General features: G+C 63.3%; 23 protein-coding genes. 16 read left to right on the top strand and 7 right to left on the bottom strand.

Translation table 11 applies throughout. From position 1 onward, the window contains the following. Positions 1-135: 135 nt before the first annotated feature. Positions 136-1,713 (bottom strand): ABC transporter substrate-binding protein, encoded by a 1,578-nt coding sequence (locus AB4037_RS01970; protein WP_441770350.1) that lies wholly within the window; start codon positions 1,711-1,713, stop codon positions 136-138. A 49-nt stretch (positions 1,714-1,762) separates the two neighbouring features. After that, on the bottom strand, positions 1,763-2,497 hold the full coding sequence (locus AB4037_RS01965; protein WP_434959689.1) for a FadR/GntR family transcriptional regulator: 735 nt from the start codon (positions 2,495-2,497) through the stop codon (positions 1,763-1,765). Positions 2,498-2,595: 98 nt separating this feature from the next. On the opposite strand from AB4037_RS01965, the gene AB4037_RS01960 reads away from it, so the two are divergent. From AB4037_RS01960 to AB4037_RS01950, 3 genes are all read left to right on the top strand, one after another. Beyond that, positions 2,596-3,564 carry a Gfo/Idh/MocA family protein gene (locus AB4037_RS01960; RefSeq protein ID WP_434957752.1) on the top strand — a complete coding sequence of 323 codons (969 nt, stop codon included), beginning with the start codon at positions 2,596-2,598 and terminating at the stop codon, positions 3,562-3,564. Further along, a complete protein-coding gene (locus AB4037_RS01955; protein WP_434957753.1) occupies positions 3,561-4,556 on the top strand; it encodes a Gfo/Idh/MocA family protein in 996 nt (331 codons plus the stop codon). The genes AB4037_RS01960 and AB4037_RS01955 overlap by 4 nt, the downstream gene beginning before the upstream one ends. 129 nt (positions 4,557-4,685) lie before the next feature. Next, positions 4,686-5,537: an oxidoreductase gene (locus AB4037_RS01950; RefSeq protein WP_441770349.1), complete on the top strand. Its 852-nt coding sequence runs from the start codon at positions 4,686-4,688 to the stop codon at positions 5,535-5,537. 88 nt (positions 5,538-5,625) lie between these two features. Here AB4037_RS01950 and AB4037_RS01945 read toward each other — a convergent pair whose 3' ends face one another. Beyond that, complete coding sequence (locus AB4037_RS01945; protein ID WP_441770348.1) at positions 5,626-6,075, bottom strand: hypothetical protein; 450 nt, start codon at positions 6,073-6,075, stop codon at positions 5,626-5,628. Positions 6,076-6,423: 348 nt separating this feature from the next. On the opposite strand from AB4037_RS01945, the gene AB4037_RS01940 reads away from it, so the two are divergent. The 5 genes from AB4037_RS01940 (at position 6,424) to AB4037_RS01920 (ending at position 9,540) form a co-directional block, all read left to right on the top strand. Then, positions 6,424-7,047 (top strand): Maf family nucleotide pyrophosphatase, encoded by a 624-nt coding sequence (locus AB4037_RS01940; protein WP_434957756.1) that lies wholly within the window; start codon positions 6,424-6,426, stop codon positions 7,045-7,047. After that, positions 7,044-7,259 (top strand): DNA gyrase inhibitor YacG, encoded by a 216-nt coding sequence (gene yacG / locus AB4037_RS01935; RefSeq protein ID WP_434957757.1) that lies wholly within the window; start codon positions 7,044-7,046, stop codon positions 7,257-7,259. The genes AB4037_RS01940 and yacG overlap by 4 nt, the downstream gene beginning before the upstream one ends. Next, entirely contained in the window at positions 7,256-8,326 is a 1,071-nt protein-coding gene (locus tag AB4037_RS01930; RefSeq protein ID WP_441770347.1) for an Ldh family oxidoreductase, read from the top strand. Before yacG ends, AB4037_RS01930 begins: the two co-directional genes overlap by 4 nt. A gap of 80 nt (positions 8,327-8,406) precedes the next feature. Beyond that, positions 8,407-8,880 (top strand): nuclear transport factor 2 family protein, encoded by a 474-nt coding sequence (locus tag AB4037_RS01925; protein WP_441770346.1) that lies wholly within the window; start codon positions 8,407-8,409, stop codon positions 8,878-8,880. 102 nt (positions 8,881-8,982) lie between these two features. After that, positions 8,983-9,540 carry a TetR/AcrR family transcriptional regulator gene (locus AB4037_RS01920; RefSeq protein ID WP_441770345.1) on the top strand — a complete coding sequence of 186 codons (558 nt, stop codon included), beginning with the start codon at positions 8,983-8,985 and terminating at the stop codon, positions 9,538-9,540. A gap of 5 nt (positions 9,541-9,545) precedes the next feature. On the opposite strand, the gene AB4037_RS01915 is transcribed toward AB4037_RS01920, so the two are convergent. Continuing rightward, entirely contained in the window at positions 9,546-10,010 is a 465-nt protein-coding gene (locus AB4037_RS01915) for an Lrp/AsnC family transcriptional regulator (protein WP_434957761.1), read from the bottom strand. 182 nt (positions 10,011-10,192) lie between these two features. On the opposite strand from AB4037_RS01915, the gene AB4037_RS01910 reads away from it, so the two are divergent. Genes AB4037_RS01910 through AB4037_RS01900 form a run of 3 tightly spaced genes read left to right on the top strand, consistent with a single transcriptional unit; the run spans position 10,193 to position 12,712 of the window. Next, positions 10,193-10,912: an aspartate/glutamate racemase family protein gene (locus tag AB4037_RS01910; RefSeq protein WP_434957762.1), complete on the top strand. Its 720-nt coding sequence runs from the start codon at positions 10,193-10,195 to the stop codon at positions 10,910-10,912. 25 nt (positions 10,913-10,937) lie between these two features. Next, positions 10,938-11,468, top strand: coding sequence for an L-2-amino-thiazoline-4-carboxylic acid hydrolase (locus tag AB4037_RS01905; protein ID WP_434957763.1), 531 nt, complete (start codon positions 10,938-10,940; stop codon positions 11,466-11,468). Next, positions 11,465-12,712 (top strand): Zn-dependent hydrolase, encoded by a 1,248-nt coding sequence (locus tag AB4037_RS01900; RefSeq protein WP_441770344.1) that lies wholly within the window; start codon positions 11,465-11,467, stop codon positions 12,710-12,712. Before AB4037_RS01905 ends, AB4037_RS01900 begins: the two co-directional genes overlap by 4 nt. Before the next feature lie 68 nt (positions 12,713-12,780). Here AB4037_RS01900 and AB4037_RS01895 read toward each other — a convergent pair whose 3' ends face one another. From AB4037_RS01895 to AB4037_RS01885, 3 genes are all read right to left on the bottom strand, one after another. After that, positions 12,781-14,115, bottom strand: coding sequence for an SGNH/GDSL hydrolase family protein (locus tag AB4037_RS01895; protein ID WP_441770343.1), 1,335 nt, complete (start codon positions 14,113-14,115; stop codon positions 12,781-12,783). A 281-nt stretch (positions 14,116-14,396) separates the two neighbouring features. Further along, positions 14,397-15,686, bottom strand: a complete 1,290-nt coding sequence (locus AB4037_RS01890; protein ID WP_441770527.1) for an NAD(P)/FAD-dependent oxidoreductase — start codon at positions 15,684-15,686, stop codon at positions 14,397-14,399. 113 nt (positions 15,687-15,799) lie between these two features. After that, positions 15,800-17,233: a glutamine synthetase family protein gene (locus tag AB4037_RS01885; RefSeq protein ID WP_434957766.1), complete on the bottom strand. Its 1,434-nt coding sequence runs from the start codon at positions 17,231-17,233 to the stop codon at positions 15,800-15,802. A 350-nt stretch (positions 17,234-17,583) separates the two neighbouring features. Between AB4037_RS01885 and AB4037_RS01880 the strand changes: the two genes are divergently transcribed. The 5 genes from AB4037_RS01880 to AB4037_RS01860 all read left to right on the top strand — a co-directional run bounded on the left by AB4037_RS01880 (position 17,584) and on the right by AB4037_RS01860 (position 23,064). Continuing rightward, positions 17,584-18,771, top strand: coding sequence for an ABC transporter ATP-binding protein (locus tag AB4037_RS01880; protein ID WP_441770342.1), 1,188 nt, complete (start codon positions 17,584-17,586; stop codon positions 18,769-18,771). Positions 18,772-18,783: 12 nt separating this feature from the next. Continuing rightward, complete coding sequence (locus AB4037_RS01875; protein ID WP_441770341.1) at positions 18,784-19,722, top strand: ABC transporter permease subunit; 939 nt, start codon at positions 18,784-18,786, stop codon at positions 19,720-19,722. Next, positions 19,719-20,537, top strand: a complete 819-nt coding sequence (locus AB4037_RS01870; protein ID WP_434957769.1) for an ABC transporter permease subunit — start codon at positions 19,719-19,721, stop codon at positions 20,535-20,537. The genes AB4037_RS01875 and AB4037_RS01870 overlap by 4 nt, the downstream gene beginning before the upstream one ends. A gap of 548 nt (positions 20,538-21,085) precedes the next feature. Then, positions 21,086-22,234 (top strand): ABC transporter ATP-binding protein, encoded by a 1,149-nt coding sequence (locus tag AB4037_RS01865; RefSeq protein WP_441770340.1) that lies wholly within the window; start codon positions 21,086-21,088, stop codon positions 22,232-22,234. Beyond that, on the top strand, positions 22,234-23,064 hold the full coding sequence (locus tag AB4037_RS01860) for a carbohydrate ABC transporter permease (RefSeq protein WP_434957771.1): 831 nt from the start codon (positions 22,234-22,236) through the stop codon (positions 23,062-23,064). The genes AB4037_RS01865 and AB4037_RS01860 overlap by 1 nt, the downstream gene beginning before the upstream one ends. Positions 23,065-23,086 lie beyond the last annotated feature (22 nt).

The raw sequence follows: 23,086 nt of genomic DNA, 5'->3' as shown, positions 1-23,086 counted from the left end.
GTCGACGCGTAGCGTCGACGGAAGGGGGAGAGTGGTGTAGGTGATCGGAAGAAGGCGAGACCGCACCACTCTACCCCACCCGAGCCGGCTCTGCCGGCCCACCCTCCCCGAAGTCGGGGAGGGATTCTCGCCTCTCTATTCCACCGCCCATTTCTCCGGATGAGCCGCATAAGGCCCACCGCCGGGAGCGGGCAGCCACACGAAATTCTTGAGCTTGCTCGAAGCCACGCCATAGCGGTTGGCGACCCAGAGCGTCGCCCAGGGCAGGTCCGCATTCATCGCCTTGCACACCGCCTGGTAGCGTTCGGCCTGCTTGGCGTCATCGGCCTCGTTCAAGGCCGCGTCGAAGGCCCCACTCACCGACGGCATCTTGATGCGCAGGAAATTGGCGCCCTGCGGCGGGATCTGCTTCTCGTTGAGGCCCATGTTGAGGCCGCCGGGATCCGGGCCGTTGCGCAGGCCGGCATAGACCAGCGGGAATTGCGACCAATCCGGCTTCTGGGCATAGATGGTGCCGTTATAGGTCGGCGTGTCGACGGCACGCGGCACCACGTTGATGCCGACCTGGGACAACATGGCCTGCACGGCGGCAAGCACATTGGTGGCCTGTGGGGTATTGTAATAGGTCAGCAGGGTGATCGGCTTGTCGCCATTGATCTTGTCCCAGCCGGCCTCGGCCAGCAATTGCTTGGCCTTTTCAGGATCATAGGCATAGGGGTCGAGATCGGCTGACTGAAGCCGGTCCGCGACATAGCCGCAATTGGCTGTTTTGGCGGCCCCGCCATAGAGGCTCTGGACGATCGCATCGCGGTTGATGGCATGCATCACCGCCTGGCGCACCTTGAGGTCCTTCCACAGGGGCGCTTCCTGGTTGAAGCCGAGATAATTGACCACGAAGGAATTGCCGTCGATGACGCGATAGGCTTCGTTGCCCTTGAAGGAGGCGGCGTCATCGGCCTCCACATAGCTGAAGCTGATCTCCCCGGCGCGCAGGGCCGCTACGGCTGCCGCCGTATTGGCGAAATAGCGATTGATGATGCGCCCTGTCACCGGTTTGCCGCCGCGATAATCGTCATTGGCGGCGAGTTCGACATATTGGTCTGTGACATAGCGCGAGAACTTGTAGGGGCCGGTGCCAACAGGCGTCTTCGACCACCAGGGGTTCTTGGCGAGCGTCTCCGCCGGAATGTCCTTGAGCGCGTGCTGGGGCAGCATCATCAACTGGGTCAGCGTGTCGAGCAGGCCGGCATTGGGGGCCGACAGCTTGAGGACCACGGTACGGGGATCCGGGGTCTCGACCGCCTGGATCGCCGCCAGGCGGGCGGCGAAGACCGAGCCGCTAGCGCCGTTCTTGGCGATTTCGATGGTGAATTTCACATCTGCCGAGGTGAAGGGCTGACCGTCATGCCATTTGGTGTCGGCCAGGGTAAAGCTGTAGGAGAGCCGGTCGGCACTGACATCGAACTTGGTGGCCAACGCCCCCTCGATCTTCTCCAGCTTGCCGTCATAGATGACTAGAGGCTCGAAATAGAGATTGAGCCAGGTGAAGCCACCGGTGGCCGCCAGGGGGTTGAAATTGCCCTGGAACCCGCCCGGGCCGACATCGAAAGCGCCGGTTATCGCCGGACTGTCGGCGGCTTGGGCCTGTCCGGCGGCAGGTATTGCCATGATCGTCGCGGCCAAAAGCGCGAGCGCAATCTTCCTCAGTGCCATGATCTCTCCCCTCGTCTCTTGTTGTTTGATCGCGCCGGCCGCAAGGCCCTCAATCGGGCGTCGGCGCTGTCTTCCTGGTCGCAAGCAGGCGGGCGATGCCGTCATAATGCTGGTCGAGGCGGCTGCGGGCGGCCTCGACGTCCCGCGCGGCCACGGCGGCATAGATGTCGTAATGATCCTGCCAGGTGGCCATCGGATCGATATTGGCCAGGTTGACGAAATCCGAGGCCTTGTAGAAGGCCAGCCAGAACACATCGATCAGGCTGGTCAGCATGCGATTGTCCTGGCAGCGGAACAGCAAATTGTGGAAGCGCTGGTCTTCCGCGGCGAAGCTCTGATTGCGCTCGGCGGCCTGGCGCATCTGCTCGACCGTCTGGCGCAATTCCTCGACGTCGTCCTCGCCGATCAACGCAATCGTCTTGGCGATCAGGCCGACTTCCAGCACGCGGCGGATCTCCAGCACCTCCTCGACCTCGCGCAAGGCTCCGCCCAGGCCATAAGCGAGATTGTCGAGCAGCGGCGCAAAGGAGAAGGCCTTGACGAAGACGCCGATACCGCGGCGCGTTTCCAGGATACCGACCGACTCCAATGCCTTGATCGCTTCGCGCACCGAATTGCGGCTGACGCCCAATTGCTGCCCGAGGAAGCCTTCCGGCGGCAGCGCCGAACCGGGCCCGAGCTGATTGTCGGCGATATAGCTCTTCAGGCTCTCCTGCACGGAGACATGCAGAAGCGGCGGCCGGTCGAGCGGCTTGATCGCCTTCACCTTGCCTGCCCTCGTCATGTCTACAGCCATTTGCCCGCCTCGTTGTCCGTTGCTTGATAGTGATTGACTTGTAGGATATCTGTCAAGTCAATCTTCAAAAGATGGAGGAAGCGACCATGCGCATCGCCCTGGCCGGCGTCGGACATTGGCATGCGAGCATGCAACGGGAGGCGGCCCATCATGCCGGAGCTACCGTTACGGGCGTCTGGGACGAGGATGCCGACATCGCAGCGCGCTTTGCCCTGGAAAACGGCATTCAGGCCTATCTTTTCTTCGAAGCCGTGGTGGCGGCCCGGCCGGATCTCGTGGTGTTGATGGGCAGGCCGGCAGGTTTGGTGGAGCGCGCGCTTGCCCTGGTCGATGCGGGCCTGCCCGTGCTGCTGGAGAAGCCGGCAGCGCTAAAAGCGTCCGAACTCGAACCGCTCAGGGACCGCGGCCGGCATGGCGCCTTCATCGCCGTGCCGCTTCCCAATCGTTGCAGCCCGATCTGGGCGCGCATGACAGAACTTGCCGCAAGCGACCGGCTTGGCAGACTTTCCCACGCCCAGTTCCGCCTCGTGAACGGGCCGCCGGAGCGCTATCGCATCGATGGCGTGCCCTGGCTGCTGGCGCCGCAGGCCAGCGGCGGCGGCGCCTTGCGCAATCTCGGTATCCACGGCATCGACGCCGCGCTGGCCCTGGCGGGTGACAGCGACCTGGAACTGGTTTCCGCCTCTCTCGGCCATCTGCATGGCGAGGCGGTCGAGGACTATGCGGTGGTGACCCTGCGTAGCCGCCAGGGCCTGATCGTCACGGTGGAGGCCGGCTACACCTACGCCTCGATGGCGGCGGGCGGCGACTTCGAATGGCGGGTCTCCAGCGCAAACGCCTACCTCGTCGACCGCGGAGACCATTGCCGCATCACGACGCTCGACGACGAGGTCACACGCGAAGAACCGCCCCTTCCGCCAGGCGAGCGCTACAGAGCCTTCATGGCAGATACGCTCGGCCGCCTGTCGCGGGGCGAGGCCCCACTCGTCGGCATCGAGGATTATTGGCGGGCCATGGCAATGATCGACGAGGCCTATGGGACGGCGATGGCATGATCGGCATCGGCATCATCGGCGCAGGCCATTTCGGCACGGTTCACGCCAAGGCGATCGCCGCAACCCGGGGCCTGCGTGTCGCAGCCGTCTGCCGCGAAGACGCCGCGGCGGCGCAGACCTTCGCCCGCGAACATGGTGGCAACGTCCACACCGACTGGCGGGCAGTGCTCGACGATCCCGCCGTCGACGCCGTCGTCATTGCCACGCCCCATCAGTTGCACGCCGAGATGGCCGTGGCGGCGGCTGAGGCCGGCAAGCATATCCTCCTGGAAAAGCCAATGGCGCCGACGATCGCCGAATGCGACACCATCAATGCTGCGGCTCAGCAGGCCGACATTCAACTGATGGTGGGCCATGTCATGCATTTCGCCCGTCCTTGCCTCATCGCCCGGGAGATTCTCGACAGCGGGACGCTCGGCCAGCCGGTGCTCGGCAGCAGCTGGATGATCAAATTGTGGATGGAAGCCAACCGGCGCCCCTGGCATCTCTCCCACGCATCGGGCGGCGGCATGCTGATGACGGCCGGTATTCATGCCCTCGACCGCCTGGTCTGGCTGATGGGCGGCGAGATCGCCGCGGTGAGCGCTCTCTCCGGTACCTGGTTCCACCGGCAGGAGGCTGACGACAGTGCCTTGATGCTGCTGCGCTTCACGGATGGGCGCATCGGCCAGGTCGCCAGCATCGGCTATCGCGATGGCGCCGTGAGCTTCGCCATGGATCTCGTCTGCGAAGGCGGCACGCTACGCATCGATTTCGAGCACGGCGTCTCGATCGGGCGTGGCGGCACGTGGACCCCGATCGCCCATTCCGCCGATCCCGACTGGATGCAGCGTGCCGTCGAAGCCGAATGGCGGGCCATGGCGGCGGCCATCGAGGGAAACACGCCGGTTCCCGTCGATGGGGCCTATGCACGACACCTGATCGCCTGCCTCGACGCTGCCAACCGCGCCAACACCGAAAGGCGGGAGATAGTCCTGACCCGATATGGTTAAAAAAAGGACAATTAAAAGCCGGCTATTCATCAGCCAAACTATATGGCCTATATGATTTTACCGCGCTTATTGAGACAGGCCCCTGCTTCTATGTAAGATGCCTCACCTTTGCTTTCCAAAGAGATTGTCATGTCAGAAATTGCAAAGCCCGTCTGGTTCATCACCGGCTGCTCCACCGGTTTCGGCCGCGAACTGGCGCGCCATACGCTTTCGCTGGGCTATCCCACCGTGGTCACGGCCCGCAACCCTGCCCAGCTCGAGGACTTCGTCATGGAGTTCGGGGACACGGCGCTGGTGCTCAAGCTCGACGTGACGAAGCAGGCCGATATCGATGCCGCCCTGGCCGTGGCACTGGAGCGGTTCGGCCGCATCGACGTCCTCGTGAACAATGCGGGCATCGGCTATTTCGGCTCGTTCGAGGAAAGCGACCTCGGCGAGGTCCACAAGATGTTCGACATCAATGTCTGGGGCCTGACGGCGATGACGCGTGCTGCGCTTCCGGCGATGCGCGAGCAGCGCTCGGGAACCATCGTGAACATCTCCTCGCTCGGCGGGCTTCGGGCGGCCCCCTCCGTCAGCTTCTACACCGCCACCAAATTCGCGGTGGAGGCCCTGTCGGAAGCCCTGTCCCAGGAGGTCGCTCCGCTCGGCCTCAAGGTGCTGATCGTCGAGCCCGGCCCGTTCCGGACCGATTGGGCCGGGCGCTCGGCCAACGAGGCGCCGCAGACCATCGACGCCTATCGCGAGACCTCCGGCGCCCGCCAGAGCCAGATTCGCGGCTATAGCGGCCATCAGCCTGGCGACCCCGTGCGCGCCGCCCAGGCGATCATCAAGGCCGTCGAAGCCGACAGCCCGCCCCTGCGCCTGCTGCTCGGCAACATCGCACTCGAAGGCGCGCGTACCAAGATCGCCCAACTCACGCAGAACTTCGATGCCTGGGAAGAGGTGACCAAGGGCGCCGATTATCCCGAAGGACAGTAAGCGGAACGGCGCCATTCATGCGCGCCGCCTCCGGCCTTGCCTAAGGCGTCGTGCGATTTGACGGGATCGCCGAGAATCGCAAGGCGCCCTAGCGATAGCGAGCCACGCATTGCATCAGCGCGCTCAACGCCGACGATGTGCCGTTCAGGGTGACCGAGAAGGACTTGTTGCCGCGAGGCTGGAAATAGAGGACCCGGCCGCCGCGGATCTCCTGGAAGAGCTGGGTCGAGTCGGCCAGCGGAATTAGCAGCCGGGTCGGCGCCGTGGCTTTGGCGCCACTGGCACGCGAGCGGTAATTGTCGACCCAATAGGTGACATCGCCGCGCGAATCCCTGACCCAGTTCCAGTTCGGATTCTCGATGACCATGCCCCAGGCCGTCTCGCGGGTCAGCAGGAAATGCACCGCCGCTCCCCTGGAGTATTTGCCGCTGGAAGCGCAATATTCGAAGCGGCCATTGCTGGCATTGGCTTCGATCACCCATTGCCCCAGGTCGTAACGGCCGATGACCTCGCTTTTCGCGCTTCCGATCGGGAGCATAGCAATACTCGCCGCCACGAAAGCGATATAACCTTTATGTTGCATGCCAGCCCCTTCCCTGTTCACGATTCAATCGAAATCGTCGGAGATCATTCGAGCTTGCTTTCGTGCTCGGCAAGAACTCCTCAGCCCCTCGCAATGAAATACATGCCACGGCATTTATAAGTGTCGGGAGGACTTAGTATAGATGCGGGGTCAACCTCTGTTCCCTGCGGAACTTTTTATAAACCGACTGCGCTTTTCGAATGACGCTTCCTCCCAGGAAGACAAACCGCAGCCCCAGGGCCTGGGTTCTAATTCTCAGCCAACTCTGGTCCAAACAGGACGAATCCTGCTATTGCGCCTGTCATGACTGACCGTCCCAAGCTCGTCCTCGCTTCCGCCAGCCCGCGCCGTCATGCCCTGCTCGAGCAGGCAGGTTGCGAGCCGGATGCCTTGCTGCCCACCGATATCGATGAAACGCCCCGGCGTGGCGAGGCGGCGCGCATGCTGGTGCAGCGGCTTGCCAGGGGCAAGCTCGAGGCGGCCCTGACCACTCTCGCCAGCCGGCCCGATCTTGCCGGCGCCTATACGGTGTCGGCCGACACGGTGGTGGCCTGCACCGGGCGGATCCTGCCAAAGGCCGAGACCCGCGAGGATGCCGAAGCCTGCCTCAGCCTGTTGTCGGGCCGCAGCCATATCGTGATGACCGGTGTCGCCGTCGCCGATCCGCATGGCACAATCCGGACCCGGCTGGTGGAAACACGGGTGCGCTTCAAGCATCTGTCGCACGACGAGCTCAATGCCTATCTCGATTCCCGCGAATGGCACGGCAAGGCGGGCGGCTACGCCATCCAAGGCCGCGCCGGCGTGTTCGTATTGCGACTTGTCGGATCCTACACCAATGTCGTCGGCCTGCCGCTCTATGAGACGGTGAGCCTTCTCGAAGGGGCGGGCTTCCCGGTCCGTGGTACCTGGAGGGACGAATTGTGAGCGAACCGACCCCAACCCCTCTGCGCAAGCGCAAATGCCCGATCTGCGGCAAGCCCAGCGTCGAGGCCAGCAAGCCTTTCTGCTCGAAGCGTTGCGCCGACATCGACCTGTCGCGCTGGCTGAAGGGCGTCTACGCCATTCCCGGCGAGGAGACCGACAAAGTCGATCCGAGCGACCAGGATGATTATCCGAAGACAGAGCATGACCGATGAGCGAACCGCAGCGTTATACGAGTAGCAGCCTCGAACCCTTTCTCGAATCCGCCCTCCTGGCCGGCGGAGCCGACGTGCCCTCGGCACGGGCCGCCACCCGCGCCATGATGCATGCCTCGCGCCTCGGCGTGGACAGCCATGGCGTCCGACTGCTGCCCTATTACCTCTCGGTGCTGGCCAGTGGCGAGATCAACGGCCATCCGCAGCTCGAAGTATCACGCGGCGAAGGTGCGACGGCCATTCTCGATGCGGATGGCGCCATCGGACACCTGGCCTGCTACCGGGCCATGGAAGTGGCCGTCGACATCGCCAGGACGCAGGGCATCGGCGCCGTCACCATCCAGCGCTCCTCCCATATGGGCGCTGCCGGTGCCTATCCGATGTGGGCTGCCGAACAGGGTTTCATCGGCTTGCTCACCGCCAATTCCGACGCAGCCGTGCGGCTGTTCGACGGGCGTGACGCCTTCCATGGCACCAGCCCGATCGCCATCGGCGCCCCGGTCCCCGGCCAGCGCCCCTGGCTGATGGACATGGCGACCAGCGCAATCCCGCAAAACCGCGTGCTGCTTTACCGTTCGCTCGGCCTCACTCTGCCTCAGGGCGTGGCCGTCGACGAGAAGGGCGTCAACACCACAGATCCCGAAGCGGCCCGCGTGCTCTCACCGGTAGGCGGCGAGCAGGGTTTCAAGGGCGCCGCGCTCGCCGGGCTGGTGGAGATCCTGTCCGCCCCCCTCACCGGCATGGCACTCTCCACCGAGCTGGTGCCGATGTACGGCCAGCCCTCGACCGGCGCTCCACGCGACATGGGAGGCTTCGCCCTCGCCATCAATCCTTCGGCCTTCATCGCACCCGAGATCTATGGCGCGATCATGACACGCTACCTCGCCAATATCCGCGCCGCCATGCCGGCCGAGGGCGCGAGCGGCAAGCCGATGGCGCCGGGTGATCGCGAATGGGCCGTGGAGGAAGAACGGGCGCGCAAGGGTGTGCCGGTCGATCCCGTCAGCGAGGAGGCCTTCGTCGAGCTCGCCGCCAAATATGGGCTGACCTTGCCGCAGAAGGCGTGAAGTCCGCGCTCCAAGGAAGTTCTTGACTCTTGTACCGATTGGTCCGCATTGTACCAACCGGTACAGATAAGGAAATTGCCATGCCCGAACAACGCGCGCCGCTGCCTCCCTTCACCCGGGAAGCGGCGATACAAAAGATCCGCGCCGCCGAGGATGGCTGGAACAGTTGCAATCCCGAGCGCGTCTCGCTCGCCTACACGACTGACAGCCGCTGGCGTAACCGCTCCGATTTCCTGACCGGACGCACGGAGATCGTGAGCTTCCTCACTCGCAAATGGCAGCGTGAGCAGGACTATCGCCTGATCAAGGAGTTGTGGGCCTATGGCGACAACCGCATTGGCGTGCGCTTTGCCTACGAATGGCATGACGATGCCGGCAATTGGTTCCGCTCCTATGGCAACGAGAACTGGGAATTCGACGAGAACGGCCTGATGGCAGTGCGCCATGCGTCCATCAACGATGTGCCGATCCGCGAGAGCGAGCGCAAGTTCCGCTGGGATCGCAGCGCTCCGCGCCCCGCCGACCATCCCGGACTCAGCGATCTCGGCCTTTAGAGCAAAACGACTTCTCTCCGAATAGTCGTTTTGCTCTAACTCTTTGTTTTGACGCTTTTTCTTAATCGAAAAGTCTGTCAACTTTTCTGGAAAACGCTCTAGATGAAGACGGTCCGCGAGCGCGCCGACATCCTGCCCGCCCTCACCGAGGTCTTTCGCAGCCATGGTTATGAGGGCGCCAGTCTCGCCCTCATCGGCCAGCAGACGGGCCTTGGCAAGGGCAGCCTCTACAACTTCTTCCCGGGCGGGAAGGAGGAGATGGCGGGCGCCGTGCTCGACCATATCGACGGCTGGTTCCGCACTCATGTCTTCGAGCCATTGCGGACCACTGCGGATCCTGAAGTGGCGATCGCGGCCATGTTCGAGGCGACGGACCGCTATTTCCATTCGGGCGGGCGTGTCTGCATCGTCGGCGTGTTTGCCCTGTCGGATGTGCGTGACCGTTTCGCAGAGCGCATCAACGGCTATTTCGCCGAATGGCGCGACGCGCTGGCGCAAGCCCTGCAGCGCCTCGGCAAAGATCCGGATTCCGCAAGCGAACTTGCTGAGGACATCGTCGCCGGCATCCAGGGGGCGCTGGTGACGGCGCGCGCCCTCGGCAACCCCTCCCTGTTCGGCCGCAGGCTGGCGCGGCTGAAAGCGCTCATTCCGTTGCGCTGAAGCCTTCAGGCATTGGACAGCGGCAGCACCGTAGTGTCCTTGAACATCTCCATCGAGATATAGGAAGAGATGTCGTTGAATTGCAGCTTGGCGACCAGCTTCTTGTAGACCAGGTCGAGGCTTTCGACGTCGGGCAGCACGATCTTGAGCAGATAGTCGATATCCCCCGTGAGGCGGTGCATTTCGACGATCTCCGGCGTGTCGGCGACGAGAGCGCGAAAACGCTCCAGCCAATCCAGTGAGTGGTTCGCCGTGCGGACCATGACATAGACCGTGGTCGGCAGCCCCACCTTCTTGCGATCGAGCAGCGCCGCGCGCCGCACAATGTAGCCCTCCTCCTCCAGGCGCTTGACGCGCCGCCAGCAAGCCGAGGGCGATAGATGAGTCTTCTCGGCGAGATCGGCGAGAGGATGGTCGGCCTGGAGCTGCAGCAGGGCCAGGATCTGTTTGTCCCGATGGTCGAGCTTCATGACTCCCTCACGCATCCAGATTGTGTAGAAGAAATCTACGACGCAAAATCTTTGCCTGTTCTAATTTCAGACGCAATATACTTGTTCCTTCAGCATCCCAAACGCCCAAAAAATGCAAACCATTTTCATCCATTTCGAGGCATTATTCAGGCATGATAATCAACCCCGGATGGGAGACGGATATGCGGAAAATCGGCCTGATCGGCGGCATGAGCTTCGAGAGTTCGGCGATCTATTACAAGCTCATCAACGAGGCAGTGCGCGCTCGGCGCGGCGACCTGCATTCGGCCGAGGTCATGCTGCATTCGGTGAATTTCCAGGATATCGTCGACATGCAGAAGGCCGGACGCTGGGATGTGGCGGCCGAGAGGCTGGCAAGCGTGGCCCGCGACCTCGAAGGCGCCGGTGCCGGCTGCGTGCTGATCTGCACCAACACCATGCATCTGGTTGCCCGCCCGGTGCAGGAGGCGATCGCCTGTCCGCTGATCGACATCATCGACGAAACCGCCAAGGCATTGACCGCAGCCGGCCGCAGCCGGCCTCTCCTGCTCGCCACCCGTTACACCATGGAACACGGCTTCTACGCCGACCGCATGGGCCAGCATGGCATCGAGGTGATGGTTCCCGATGCCGAGGGCCGGGCCATCGTGCATGATGTAATCTTCTCCGAACTCTGCGCCGGATTGGTGAAGGATAGCTCGCGCCGCAAGCTCGAGGCCCTGATCGAGCGGGCCAAGGCCGAAGGCGCCGACAGCGTGATCCTTGGCTGCACCGAGATCTGCCTGATCCTCTCCCCCGACAGCCTCGGCCTGCCCGGCTTCGACTCCACCACGATCCACGCGGCCGCCGCCGTCGATTTTTCGCTTGCGCCAGGCCCCAACGCTGCCCAACTGGCAGCATGATGGATCAGCGAACAGGAGGCAGGTCATGAAGCAGGCAGCAGATCCCGACAGGACGGAAAGCGCGAAGGCCGTCATGGAGGGCGAGATCGGCATTCTCGCCCGCCGGCGGATCGAGGCCGGCATCATCGCGCCGATCTATGAGGAAATGCGTGAACGCCTCGGCGAGGAACTGGCGCAGTCGATCCTTGATTCCGCCATCCGCAAGGCCGCCATCGCGGCCGGCCGCAGCTTTGCCGCCAAGACCCCGGGCGGCACCGATCTGCGCAGTTTCCAGGATTTGCAGGCCCTGTGGACCCAGGACGACGCGCTGGTGATCGAGGTAGTCAAGGCCACCGACACCGAGTTCGACTACAACGTCCATCGTTGCCGCTATGCCGAGACCTACAAGGAGATGGGGCTCGGCAAGATCGGGCACCTGTTGTCCTGCAACCGCGACGGCGTGTTCTGCACGGGCTACGATCCGCGTATCACACTCGAGCGCACGCAGACGATCATGGACGGCTCCAGCCACTGCAATTTCCGCTACAAGCTGCAAGAAGCCGCCAAGGCGGAATGATGGACCAGCCTCTCGCCAGCCGGATCGGCCCGACGCCCCTCCTCGATGCGGCGCAGCTCAATGCCGATATCGAGGCCACCGCCCGTTTCGGTGGCACAGGGAATGGCGGCGTCTCCCGCCTCACGCTGACGCCGGAGGACAAGGCCGTCCGGGACTGGTTCGTTGCCCGCGCCAGCGAGCTCGGCTGCAGCGTGACCATCGATCCGATCGGCAATCTGTTCGCTTCCTATCCCGGGCGCAATGCCGCCCTGCCCGCCATCATGACCGGCAGCCACCTCGACACCCAGCCAGGTGGCGGGCGCTATGACGGCATCCTCGGCGTGCTGGCCGGGTTCGCCGCTCTCCGCGCCCTGAAGAGCTCAGGCCTTGTCACCGAGCACCCGCTGACGGTGGTGAACTGGACCAATGAGGAAGGCTCGCGCTTTTCCCCGGCCATGTTCGGCTCGGGCGTGCATGCCGGCGCCATCGCGCTCGACGAGGCGCTCGCGATCCGCGACCAGTCCGGCGTCAGTGTCGGCCAGGCCCTCGACTCCATCGGCTATCGCGGCAGCCGATCCCATACGGAGAATCCGGCCGCCTATGTCGAACTCCACATCGAACAAGGACCCGTTCTGGAGGCCGAGGGGATCGCGATCGGCGCCGTCACCGGCGTGCAGGGCCTGCGCTGGTTCGACGTGGAGATCAAAGGCACCGAATCCCATGCCGGCTCGACCCCGATGGCGAACCGGCGCGATGCGCTGACCGCCGCCGCCCGCCTGATCCTCGATGTCGAGGCGATCGGCCGCGCCCATGCCCCCGGCGTGCTGACGGTCGGCCGCGCCGGTGTCTTCCCGAACTCCCGCAATGTCGTTCCGGGTCGGGTCAGCCTGCAGATCGACATGCGCCATCCCGGCAAAGCCGGGCTGGAAGCTATGGAAACAGCATTGCGACAGGCCGTTGCCGGCCAGACCGACAGCCGCATCGAGCGGATCTGGGCCAAGAAACCGGTCGCTTTCGATCCCGCCTGCATCGATGCTGTCCGCCAGGCCGCCGCCGATTGCGGCCTGTCCTGCCGCGACATCGCATCCGGCGCCGGCCATGACGCCGCCCATCTGGCGACCCTCGCGCCGACGGCGATGATCTTCATCCCGTCCCGCGACGGGCTTTCCCACAATGAACGCGAATATTCATCGCCCCGGCAATGCGCCGACGGCGCCGAGGTGCTGCTGCGCACCCTTCTCAAACTCGACCGTCGGCTGGCCTAGCGCCACCCGTCAGACGCCGTAGAGCGTCCCCGGCGCAATAGCGCCGCCGGGGCCTTTGCATCTCTCTGCTACTGCTTGGGTACCAGCACACCGAGATCGACGGCCTTGGCCATGGCCTCGTAGCCGGCGTCGTTGGGATGCAGGTGGTCGCCGCAATCATAGGCAGGATTGATGCGACTGGAATCCTTTGTATCCTGCAATACCTTGTCGAAGTCGATCAGCCCGTCCGCCGTCTTGTTGGCCCGGATCCAGGCATTCACCTCCTGGCGGATCTTTTCCTTCTCCGGCGTGTAGTAACCGGCGGTCGGCAACCCCTTGAAGGTGTCGACGAAGGGCGAGAGGGTGACGCCGACGAAACGGATGCCATGGGCATGGGCGCGATCGATGATCTGCTTGTAGCCGGCGATCACGTCCTCGGCCGTCGGTTCGGGATCGGCCGGGGTGATGGCATCCTTGCCCGGCCAGCCGATATCGTTGATCCCCATCATCATCACCACGGTCGAAACCTTGGGATGGCTGAGCACCGACATGTCGAACCGGCTTAGGGCGTTGGTTCCCATGCCGTTGGAGAGCACGCGATTGCCCGAATAGGCTTCGTTGACCACCGCAACATCCTGATGCCCCTCGGCCTGCAGCCGCTCGGCGATATGATCGGGCCAGCGATTGTTCTTGTCCGGCGAAGAACAGGCGCCATCGGTGATGGAATCGCCGAAGAATACGATGGCCTTCGACTCCGGCTTGGCCGTGGTCAGGATACGGCTGAGCAGCAGGCGCGACTTGTTGGTGCTCACCGCCTTAAAATCGGCCTCCTTGGTCTTGTCGCCGGGCTCTGACACATAGCCGGTCTGGGCCCCATCCCAATGAACGGAGGTGATGCCGGCCCTGTTGGGCAGGTAGAAGCTGACCGCCAGGCTCGACAGGGCCTTGACCGGCAGATCCACGGGGTCGCTGAGCAGGGGCGCGCCGGGCGGAATGACGGCCGATGGCTTACCGCCGAAAGTCAACGGCTTCACGGAGCCCTCGTCGATGGCGCTGCCGCCCTTGGACAGCGCCACGCTGGCCGAGCCAATCGCAACCGGACGCGTGCCGAACTCGTTGGAGATGACGACACGCACCTGTTCGCCCCCGACGCTGATGCGTGCGATCTGGCGGACGGTCTGATCGCCGAGCACCTCGGGCACATCGAAGGGCGCCGGCAATTCCTCGGCCCAGCGTGGGGCTGGCGTGGCGGCCCATGTCGTGATCCAAGGCTCCGGGCCTTCCGCGCTTGCCGGGGTCGCAGCCACGGCCAGGGTCAGTGTCCCCGCGACAAATGAAGTCCTGGCGGCCCATCCGATCAATCTGGCATGCGTGATCCGATGCAGACTTAATCCGGGCCAATAATAATCCGAATAGGAAACCATGGCGCTTTCCATCCCGCTTTGACAATATTGTAGAATGACGTTGTCTTGATTGCGTATAGAGATGAAGTATCCGGCATTGCAGCCCGGGAGACTTCTAAAGCGCCGGGAGAGTGTGACGTTTTCCTGGATCTTGCAAGCTGAATACCGGCCGGCATGCTCGCACCGGCCCGATGGGCGAGAGGCCGGAGCGTGGCGGTCGACGTGTCGGATCCCTGTGTGGAACCGCTTAAACCTGGCATGGGGCAAAACGCGTTCCGCTCGAACACGCCTCGCCCGGGGGCTCAGAGCCGGTCCCTCAGCGCATAATAGCTCATGCCGGCCACCAGGGTCGGCCAGCGCAGCAGGCGCCCGCCCGGGAAGGGCGGTGTCGGCAATGCTGCCAGGCGGTCGAACTCGCCGAGGGTGGCGGCGGTGACATCCGCCAGGATCTTGCCGAAATAGGGCGCCAGCATCACCCCCTGCCCCGAATAGCCCGAGGCCGTCAGCACGTTGGGCGCCAGCCGCCGCACGAAGGGCAGACGCGTAGCGGTGATGCCGAGCGTGCCGCCCCAGGCATAGTCGATGCGCTTGTCGGCAAGCTGGGGGAAGACCTTGAGCATGCGCTTGCGTACGAAGGCCTTCATGTCGGCCGGAAAGCCCGAGCGATAGTTCTCGCCGCCGCCGAAGATCAGGCGTCGATCAGCCGACAGGCGATAATAGTTCACCACGAAGCGGCTGTCGGCCACGGCATAATCGTTGGCGATCAAGGCCCTGGCTTCATTGTCCGAGAAAGGTTCGGTCGCCAAGATGAAATTGTTGATCGGCATCACCCGCGCCTCGGTATAGGCGTCGAGCCCGGAGAGGTAGCCATCGCCCGCCAGGATCAGCCAGTCGGCGGAAACGCTGCCTTGCGCAGTACGGACCACCGCCCTGCTGCCCTCGGCCCGGTAGCTGACGGCACGCGAACGCTCGAAGATCCGCACACCGGCGCCAATCGCGGCCGCGCCCAGCCCCAGAGCCAGGTTCAGTGGATGGAGATGGCCGCCATCATGATCGACGAAGCCACCGTAATAACCGGTCGCACCGAGGACGGCGTCGAGCTCGGCCTTGCCGATGGCCTCGACCTTGTCATAGCCGTAGACCGTCCTGAGCTTCTCGGCATAAGCGTGCGACATCGCCACATAATGCGGCTTGTGGTCGGCGATCAGGATGCCCTGCTTGTAGTCGCAGGCGATCTGGTGCCTGACGATCAGGCCCTTGAGATGGGCCTTGGCGTCCTCCGCCATCCGCCATAACGCTTTGGCGCCGTCCAGGCCCGCCAGTTTCTCCAGATAATCCTGGTCGCGGCGCTGGCCCGAATGAACCTGGCCGCCATTGCGCCCCGAGGCTCCCGAGCCGATCTCGGCAGCCTCGAGCACGATCACCGAAAGCCCTTTTTCGGCGAAGGCGAGCGCGGCGCCGAGCCCGGTATAGCCGGCGCCGACGATACAGACATCGGCCCGCTCCTCGCCTAGGAGCTGAGGCTGGGCGGGAAGGCGGTTGGCGGTGGCGGTGTAATAGGAATTGGCCGGATGGCCGGTGTTGTCGGTCATGATCCTGGGAGCGCGGACATCCTGTCCGCCCTTGGAAACGTTATGCCAAGCGATGGGAAGAGCGGACATCGCGACATGCCGGCATGTCGCTGTGAAAGTCCGCGCTTCGAATTCTACACGTTCAAGAGCAAATGCTCGCGTTCCCAGGGGCTGATCACCTTCATGAAGGTCTCGTGTTCCTGGCGTTTGATCGCGGCATAGGCGGTGACGAAGGAAGTCCCCATCACCTGGCGGATCGCCTCGCTCTCGTCCATTTCCGCGACCGCCTCGAGCAGGCTCTGGGGCAGCTCGAAATCGCGGTTCTTGGCATCCGACTCGATCGGCGCCGTCGCATCGAGTTCTTCGGTCATGCCGAGATAGCCGGCCGCCAGGCTCGCGGCGATGGCGAGATAGGGATTAGCGTCCGAGGAAGGAACCCGGTTCTCGACGCGCCTTGCGTCGGGGCCCGAGGGCGGCACACGCAGGCCCGCCGTGCGGTTGTCATAGCCCCATTGCACGTTGATCGGTGCCATGGAATCGCGCGTCAGCCGGCGGTAGGAGTTCACATAGGGCGCCAGCATGCACATGATCGCCGGCAGATATTTCTGCTGGCCGGCCAGGAAGGAGAAGAACAGCGGGGTCGGCCCGCCCGTCTCCGGATCGGAGAAGATGTTCTGGCCGCTTTCGGCGTCGACGATCGACTGGTGGATGTGCAGCGCCGAGCCCGGCTCGCCCGACATGGGCTTGGCCATGAAGGTGGCATAGATCTTGTGCTGCAGCGAGGCCTCGCGGATGGTGCGCTTGAACAGGAAGACCTGGTCGGCCAGTTCAAGCGGATCGCCATGGCGCAGATTGATCTCCATCTGCGCCACGCCGTCCTCGTGGATCAGCGTGTCGATCTCCAGGCCCTGATGTTCCGAATATTTGTAGATGTCCTCGAACAGGGCGTCGAATTCGTTGACGGCCGAAATCGAATAGCCCTGACGTCCAAGTTCCGGGCGGCCGGATCGGCCGATCGGCGGCTTCAGCGGATAGTCGGGATCGGTGTTGGGCTCGACCAGATAGAACTCGATCTCCGGCGCCACCACCGGCTGCCAGCCCTTCTTGCGGTAGAGTTCGCGGATGCGGCGCAGCACCTGGCGGGGCGCCTGCTCGACGGGGCGGCCGTCGCGCGTCATCGCGTCGTGAATGACCTGCGCTGTCGGATCCATCGCCCACGGCACCGCGGTCAGGGTCGACCAATCAGGCTGCATGAACATGTCGGTATCGGCTTCCACCGCGTCCACCAGACCGTCATAGGCGGGATATTCGCCGGTGATGCACTGATAGAAAATCGAAAGCGGCAGGTTCATCACCGGCGAGGCCAGGAATTTCGACACCGGCATGATCTTGCCGCGGGCCACCCCGCCCTGGTCTGGAACGAGGCACTCGATTTCCTCGATATTGCGGGCGCGAAACCAGTCTCTCGCGTTCTCCATACCGGAGATGCCACGCGCGGATTCGATATCCGGCACGCTAGAATGCTCGGGCTTGTCTGACTTTTTCTTTTTGCTCATCGTCGCACACATGCGGCTTCCACCCCGCAGGAAATGCGGAGCGGCGACCCGAAACAAGCGCCGGCGACCTGTTTGACAGCCCACGAGGGGCCATCACGCGACTAACCTCCGGTTCGGGCCCTTGGTTTAGGAGGGCGGAGGCGCACGCGCCGCGCATCGGGGAAGACGCGCAAAAGAGGCATCGGTGGACCGACGCTGGCGCACACTGCCTTTAGCCGCGTCCAAAAGTCAAATGGGTTGGCCAAAAAATGTGATCACAAAAAATGTGATCACATTTTTGCGTTGAATCGCATTTCCCCTGTAGACCACCGCCGACTTCCCGGTCTAGGCTGGAACCAATCACCACAAACAGATGGGATACCATGCGTGATACAGGCGGGGATGGCGCTACGGCGCCCGTGAAGTCGCAGAAGGCGATCGGGGGCGTTCGCCGGAAATTCCAACCCTGGTCCGATCCAACCGCCGTTCCCCTCATTCGCTTCGAGAACGTCACCAAGCGTTTTGGCGATTTCGTGGCGGTGAACGACGTTTCGCTGGACATCCATCAACGTGAATTCTTCTCCCTGCTCGGCCCCTCTGGCTGCGGCAAGACCACCTTGATGCGCATGCTGGCCGGCTTCGAACAGCCGACGGGCGGACGCATCACCCTGGCGGGCAAGGATCTGGCCGGCGTCCCGCCCTATGAACGCCCGGTCAACATGATGTTCCAGTCCTACGCGCTGTTCCCGCATATGAGCGTGGCCGACAATATCGCCTTCGGCCTGAAGATGGACAAGATGCCCAAGGCCGAGATCGACACGCGCGTCGGGCAGATGCTGAAGCTGGTCAAGCTGGAGAAATTCGCCAGCCGCAAGCCGCACCAGCTCTCCGGCGGCCAGCGCCAGCGTGTCGCCCTTGCCCGTGCCGTCGCCAAACAGCCCAAGGTGCTGCTGCTCGACGAGCCACTGGGCGCCCTCGACAAGAAATTGCGCGAGGAAACCCAGTTTGAGCTGATGGACATCCAGGTCGAGCTCGGCATCACCTTCGTCATCGTCACGCACGACCAGGAAGAGGCGATGACGATGTCCGACCGCATCGCGGTCATGGACCATGGCAAGCTGGTGCAAGTGGCGCCGCCCGGCGAAATCTACGAGCAGCCCAATTCACGCTATGTCGCCGACTTCATCGGCAACATCAACATCCTCGAAGGCAAGATTTCCGCCCAGAACGGCAGTTCCCTCACCATTACTTCGCCGAGCAGCCAGGCCTTCAGTGTCGACAGCGCCGAAAGCTGCTCCGTCGGCCAGAACGTCTTCCTGGCCATCCGCCCCGAAAAGATGCGCATCTCGCTCGATGCGCCCACCACACCGGGCAATTGGCTGGCGGGAGAGGTCTTCGACATCGGCTATCTCGGCGACTGGACCAATTATCTCGTCGACATCGCCGGCACCGGCCAGCGCATCCGGGTGTCGCAGGCCAATATGAGCCGCTTCGTCGAGCGCCCGATCACCTGGGAAGACAAGGTTCATGTCAGCTTTGCGCCGGATGCCGGCGTCGTCCTGACCAAATAGGAGGGCGGCGGGATGACCGACAAGACCCGAAAGGGCTTCTTCTCCGGACGCACCGGGGTGATCGCCATTCCCTATCTGTGGTTGACGATCTTCTTCGCCCTGCCCTTCCTGATGGTGCTGAAGATCTCGCTGAGCCAGACGGCGCTGGGACAGCCGCCCTATACACCGGTCTTCAATTTCGACGGCACCTGGCAGAGCTTTACGGGCTTCATCTCCGAGCTGAACCTCGACAATTACTGGACGATGTTCAACATCTGGGGCGAGGACGGCGATACGCTCTATCTGAAAGCCTACCTGTCCAGCGTGATGATCGCCTTGGTCTCGACGATCCTCTTGCTGATCGTCGGCTATCCCATCGCCTATGGCATGGCGCGTGCCCCCAAGAGCGTGCGTCCAACCCTGCTGATGCTGGTGATCCTGCCGTTCTGGACCTCGTTCCTGATCCGCGTCTATGCCTGGATCGGCATTCTCAAGCCGGAGGGCCTGCTCAACCTGGCGCTGATCAAGCTCGGCATCATCGACCAGCCCCTGCAGATCCTCAACACCAATTGGGCGATTTTCATCGGCATCGTCTATTCCTACCTGCCCTTCATGATCCTGCCGCTCTATTCGACCCTGGAGAAAATGGATGACACTCTCCTGGAAGCGGCGGCCGATCTCGGCTGCAAGCCGATCAAGGCCTTCTGGCTGGTGACCTTCCCGCTCTCCCTGCCCGGCGTGATCGCCGGCTGCATGCTCTGCTTCATTCCGGCGGTCGGCGAATTCGTCATCCCGGATCTGCTCGGCGGATCTTCCACGCTGATGATCGGCAAGCAGATGTGGGACCTGTTCTTCTCCAACCGCGACTGGCCGGCGGCCTCCGCCGTCGCCGTGATCCTGTTGATTATCCTGGTCGTGCCGATCACCTATTATCAGCACAGCCAAGCCAAGGCGCTGGAGACCGACCGATGAGAAAGGGTTCCTCCTGGTTCAGCATGACCTCGGTCGCCCTCGGCCTGGCCTTCCTCTACCTGCCGATCGTGATCCTGGTGATCTATTCGTTCAACGACTCCAAGCTGGTGACGGTCTGGGGCGGCTGGTCGACGCGCTGGTACGTCGAACTCTTCCACGACGAAGCCTTCATGAACGCCGCCAAGATCACGCTGATCGTGGCCGCCGTATCAGCCACCATCGCCACCATACTCGGCACGCTCGCCGCCGTGGTTCTGGTGCGCATGGGACGCTTCCGCGGCCGCATGACTTTTTCGGCCATGGTCTATGCGCCGCTGGTGATGCCCGAGATCATCATCGGCCTGTCATTGCTGTTGTTCTTCATCTCGCTGGGCATCGACCGCGGCTTTTGGACCATCACCCTGGCCCATGTCACACTCACCATGTGCTTCGTGACCGTGGTGGTGCAGTCGCGTCTGCTCAGCTTCGACCGCTCCATCGAAGAGGCGGCCCTGGATCTGGGCTGCCATCCCTTCAAAGCCTTCTTCCTGATCACGCTGCCGATCATCGCGCCGGCCGTGATCTCGGGCTGGATGCTGGCCTTCACCTTGTCGCTCGATGATCTCGTGCTCGCCAGCTTCACTTCCGGCCCGGGCTGGAACACGCTGCCGATGCGCATCTATTCGTCCGTGCGCCTCGGCGTGACGCCGGAGATCAATGCCGCCTGCACGCTGATGCTGGCCGTGGTCGCCCTCGGGGTGGTGGCCGCCGCCATCTATACCAGCCGTGCGGAGAAGGAGCGCGAACGCGCCGAGAGGTTGGCCGCAGCCGGCTGATCCGGCCCAACCATCAGCAGCCCGAAGCTTCAGGCCCTCGCCCCCTCCACGGGGCGGGGGCCTTGTCATTTACGGGCATGTCCCAACGTGGCAATGGCCGAACCACCCATCGCTTCACTGTAGATTCACGGGCCGAGACAGATTCTAACATTTTCTAACATAATCGCTCTTGCGATGTTATATTTTGTTGAATAGCATGCCTCATCAATCGTGGAGTCGGGGCTCGCCTCTGATGACGAATACGACATCAGACCAGGTGAATAACCGCCGCGCACCTCAGTTTTTGGGTGTTCCCCGTCAGAAAAAGGGAGCAACATCAAAGAAATGAGGAGCAAAATTGTACCAGGGAATGGAACATTGGTAGTCGGAATCGTTGCTTTACATGTTTGATTCTGTTCTTTCCTGTGTCTCGACGCCCGCCCCTCTTGAACGTCGCCGCAGCGTCTTGTGATCTGGCGAAACCGCCGAGACTCGCAAAGACGCGTCAAAACAGGGAGTTAGAGCAAAAAGGCGTTTTCAGTTAAACGCGCTTTGCTTGGGAAGGCACCATGGCGTCCATCGAACTCGATCATGTTTCCAAACTCTACGCCAATGGCGCCTATGGCGTACGCAACGTCGACCTGACCATACCGGACGGCGAGTTCGTCATCTTCCTCGGCCCCTCCGGCTGCGGCAAGTCGACGACGCTGCGCATGATCGCCGGGCTCGAAGGCATTTCTTCCGGCGATCTGCGCATCGGCGGCAAGAGCATGACCCATGTCGCCCCACGCGACCGCAACATCGCGGTGGTGTTCCAGAGCTACGCCCTCTATCCGCATATGAGCGTGCGCCAGAACATGGCATTCGGCTTGAAAATGCGCGGCGTTGACGCCACCACCATTGATGCCAAGATCGCCGACGCCGCTCACTTGCTCGGCCTGCAGAATCTGCTTGGCCGCAAGCCGGCGGCGCTTTCGGGCGGCCAGCGCCAGCGCGTCGCCCTCGGCCGCGCCATCGTGCGCGAACCCGCCGCCTTCCTGCTCGACGAACCGCTTTCCAACCTCGACGCCCAGCTTCGGGCCGAGATGAGGCTCGAGCTCATCAAGCTCCATCGCCGCCTCGGCCGCACCATCGTGCATGTCACGCATGACCAGGTCGAGGCGATGACGATGGGAGACCGCATCTGCATCATGCGCGAAGGCCAGCTGGTCCAGGCCGGGCGACCGCTCGAGGTCTACGCCAACCCGGCCAACACCTTCGTCGCCCGCTTCCTGGCGACCCCGCCGATGAACCTGATCCCGGCCAGGCTGGAGAGTGCGCCAGCGGAGGGCCTTGCAGTGGTGACCGACGCGGGCGCGAAGCTGAGCGTGCCGGCCCGCCACCACGGAGCCTATGGTGGCCAGGCCGGCCGCCGCGTCATCCTCGGCATCCGGGCCGAGGATTTCTACGAAACCCAGCAGCAGCCCGAGTGGCAGAAGATGCCGATCCGTGTGGTCGCCATCGAAGCCCTCGGCGCCGAGAACATCCTGATCGGACAGATCGCCGGCGAGCAGGAGACCGGTGACAGACCGCTGGAGATCGCGGCGCGGCTCGGGCGCAATTTCACCGCCCCGATCGGATCGACGGTGGAACTCTATGTCGATGCGCTGCCCATGCACCTGTTTGACCCCGAAACCGAACAGGTGATCGCCAGGCCGGCGCTGACGGGAGGGATGTGATGACGATGCGCAGCGACAGCCAGACCGTTCCCTTCCGCCGACGTTTCGGCTTGCATTTCGGCCTTGTCCTCGTCTGCGCCCTCATCCTGCTGCCGCCACTCTGGGTGCTCAGGACCAGCTTCCTGCCCGAGCAGCTCTCCTATAGCAACGAGTTGATGCCGGCCTTCACCACCGAGAACTATGCGGCGCTGATCTCCAGCCGTTTCGGCGGTTCCTATCTCAACAGCCTCATCGTGGCACTCGGTTCAGTGCTGGTTGCCCTGCCCTTCGCGGCGACCACCGGCTATGCCTTCGCCCGCTTCCGCACCGGCGGGCGCTGGGCACGCTTCATCGTGCTGGCCACCCAGATGCTGCCGCCGGTGGCGCTGGTACTGCCGACCTTCACCCTCTTCCGCAGCCTGGAACTCTCCAATTCGCTGACCGGGCTGATCATCGTCTACGCCGCCCTCAACCTGCCCTTCCTAACCTGGATCCTGATGGGTTTCTTCGAGGGCGTCCCGATCGACCTCGAATGGGCCGCCATGACCGACGGTGCCACCGCCTGGGGTGCGTTCTGGCGCATCGTGCTGCCGGTGTCGCTGCCCGGCATCGCCGCCGCCGGCGTACTCGGCTTCATCCTGGCCTGGAACGAGTTCCTGTTCGCGCTGGTGCTGAGCGGGCCGACCACGGCGACGATACCGGTGGCACTCGCCGCGCTGCAGACCTCCAACGGCGTGCAGATCGCCAAGGTCTCGGCCGGCGTCATCCTCGCCATCCTGCCCCTGGTGATCGCCTCGCGCTTCATCCAGCGCTTCATCGTCCAGGGACTGACCTTCGGCAGCGTCAAATAAGCCAGCAATATGGAGAGCGGCG

This window comes from Labrys sp. KB_33_2, from assembly GCF_052114505.1.
Lineage (GTDB): Bacteria > Pseudomonadota > Alphaproteobacteria > Rhizobiales > Labraceae > Labrys.
Note: the sequence above shows the minus strand (reverse complement) of the source record. Positions and strands in the feature narration are given on the sequence as shown.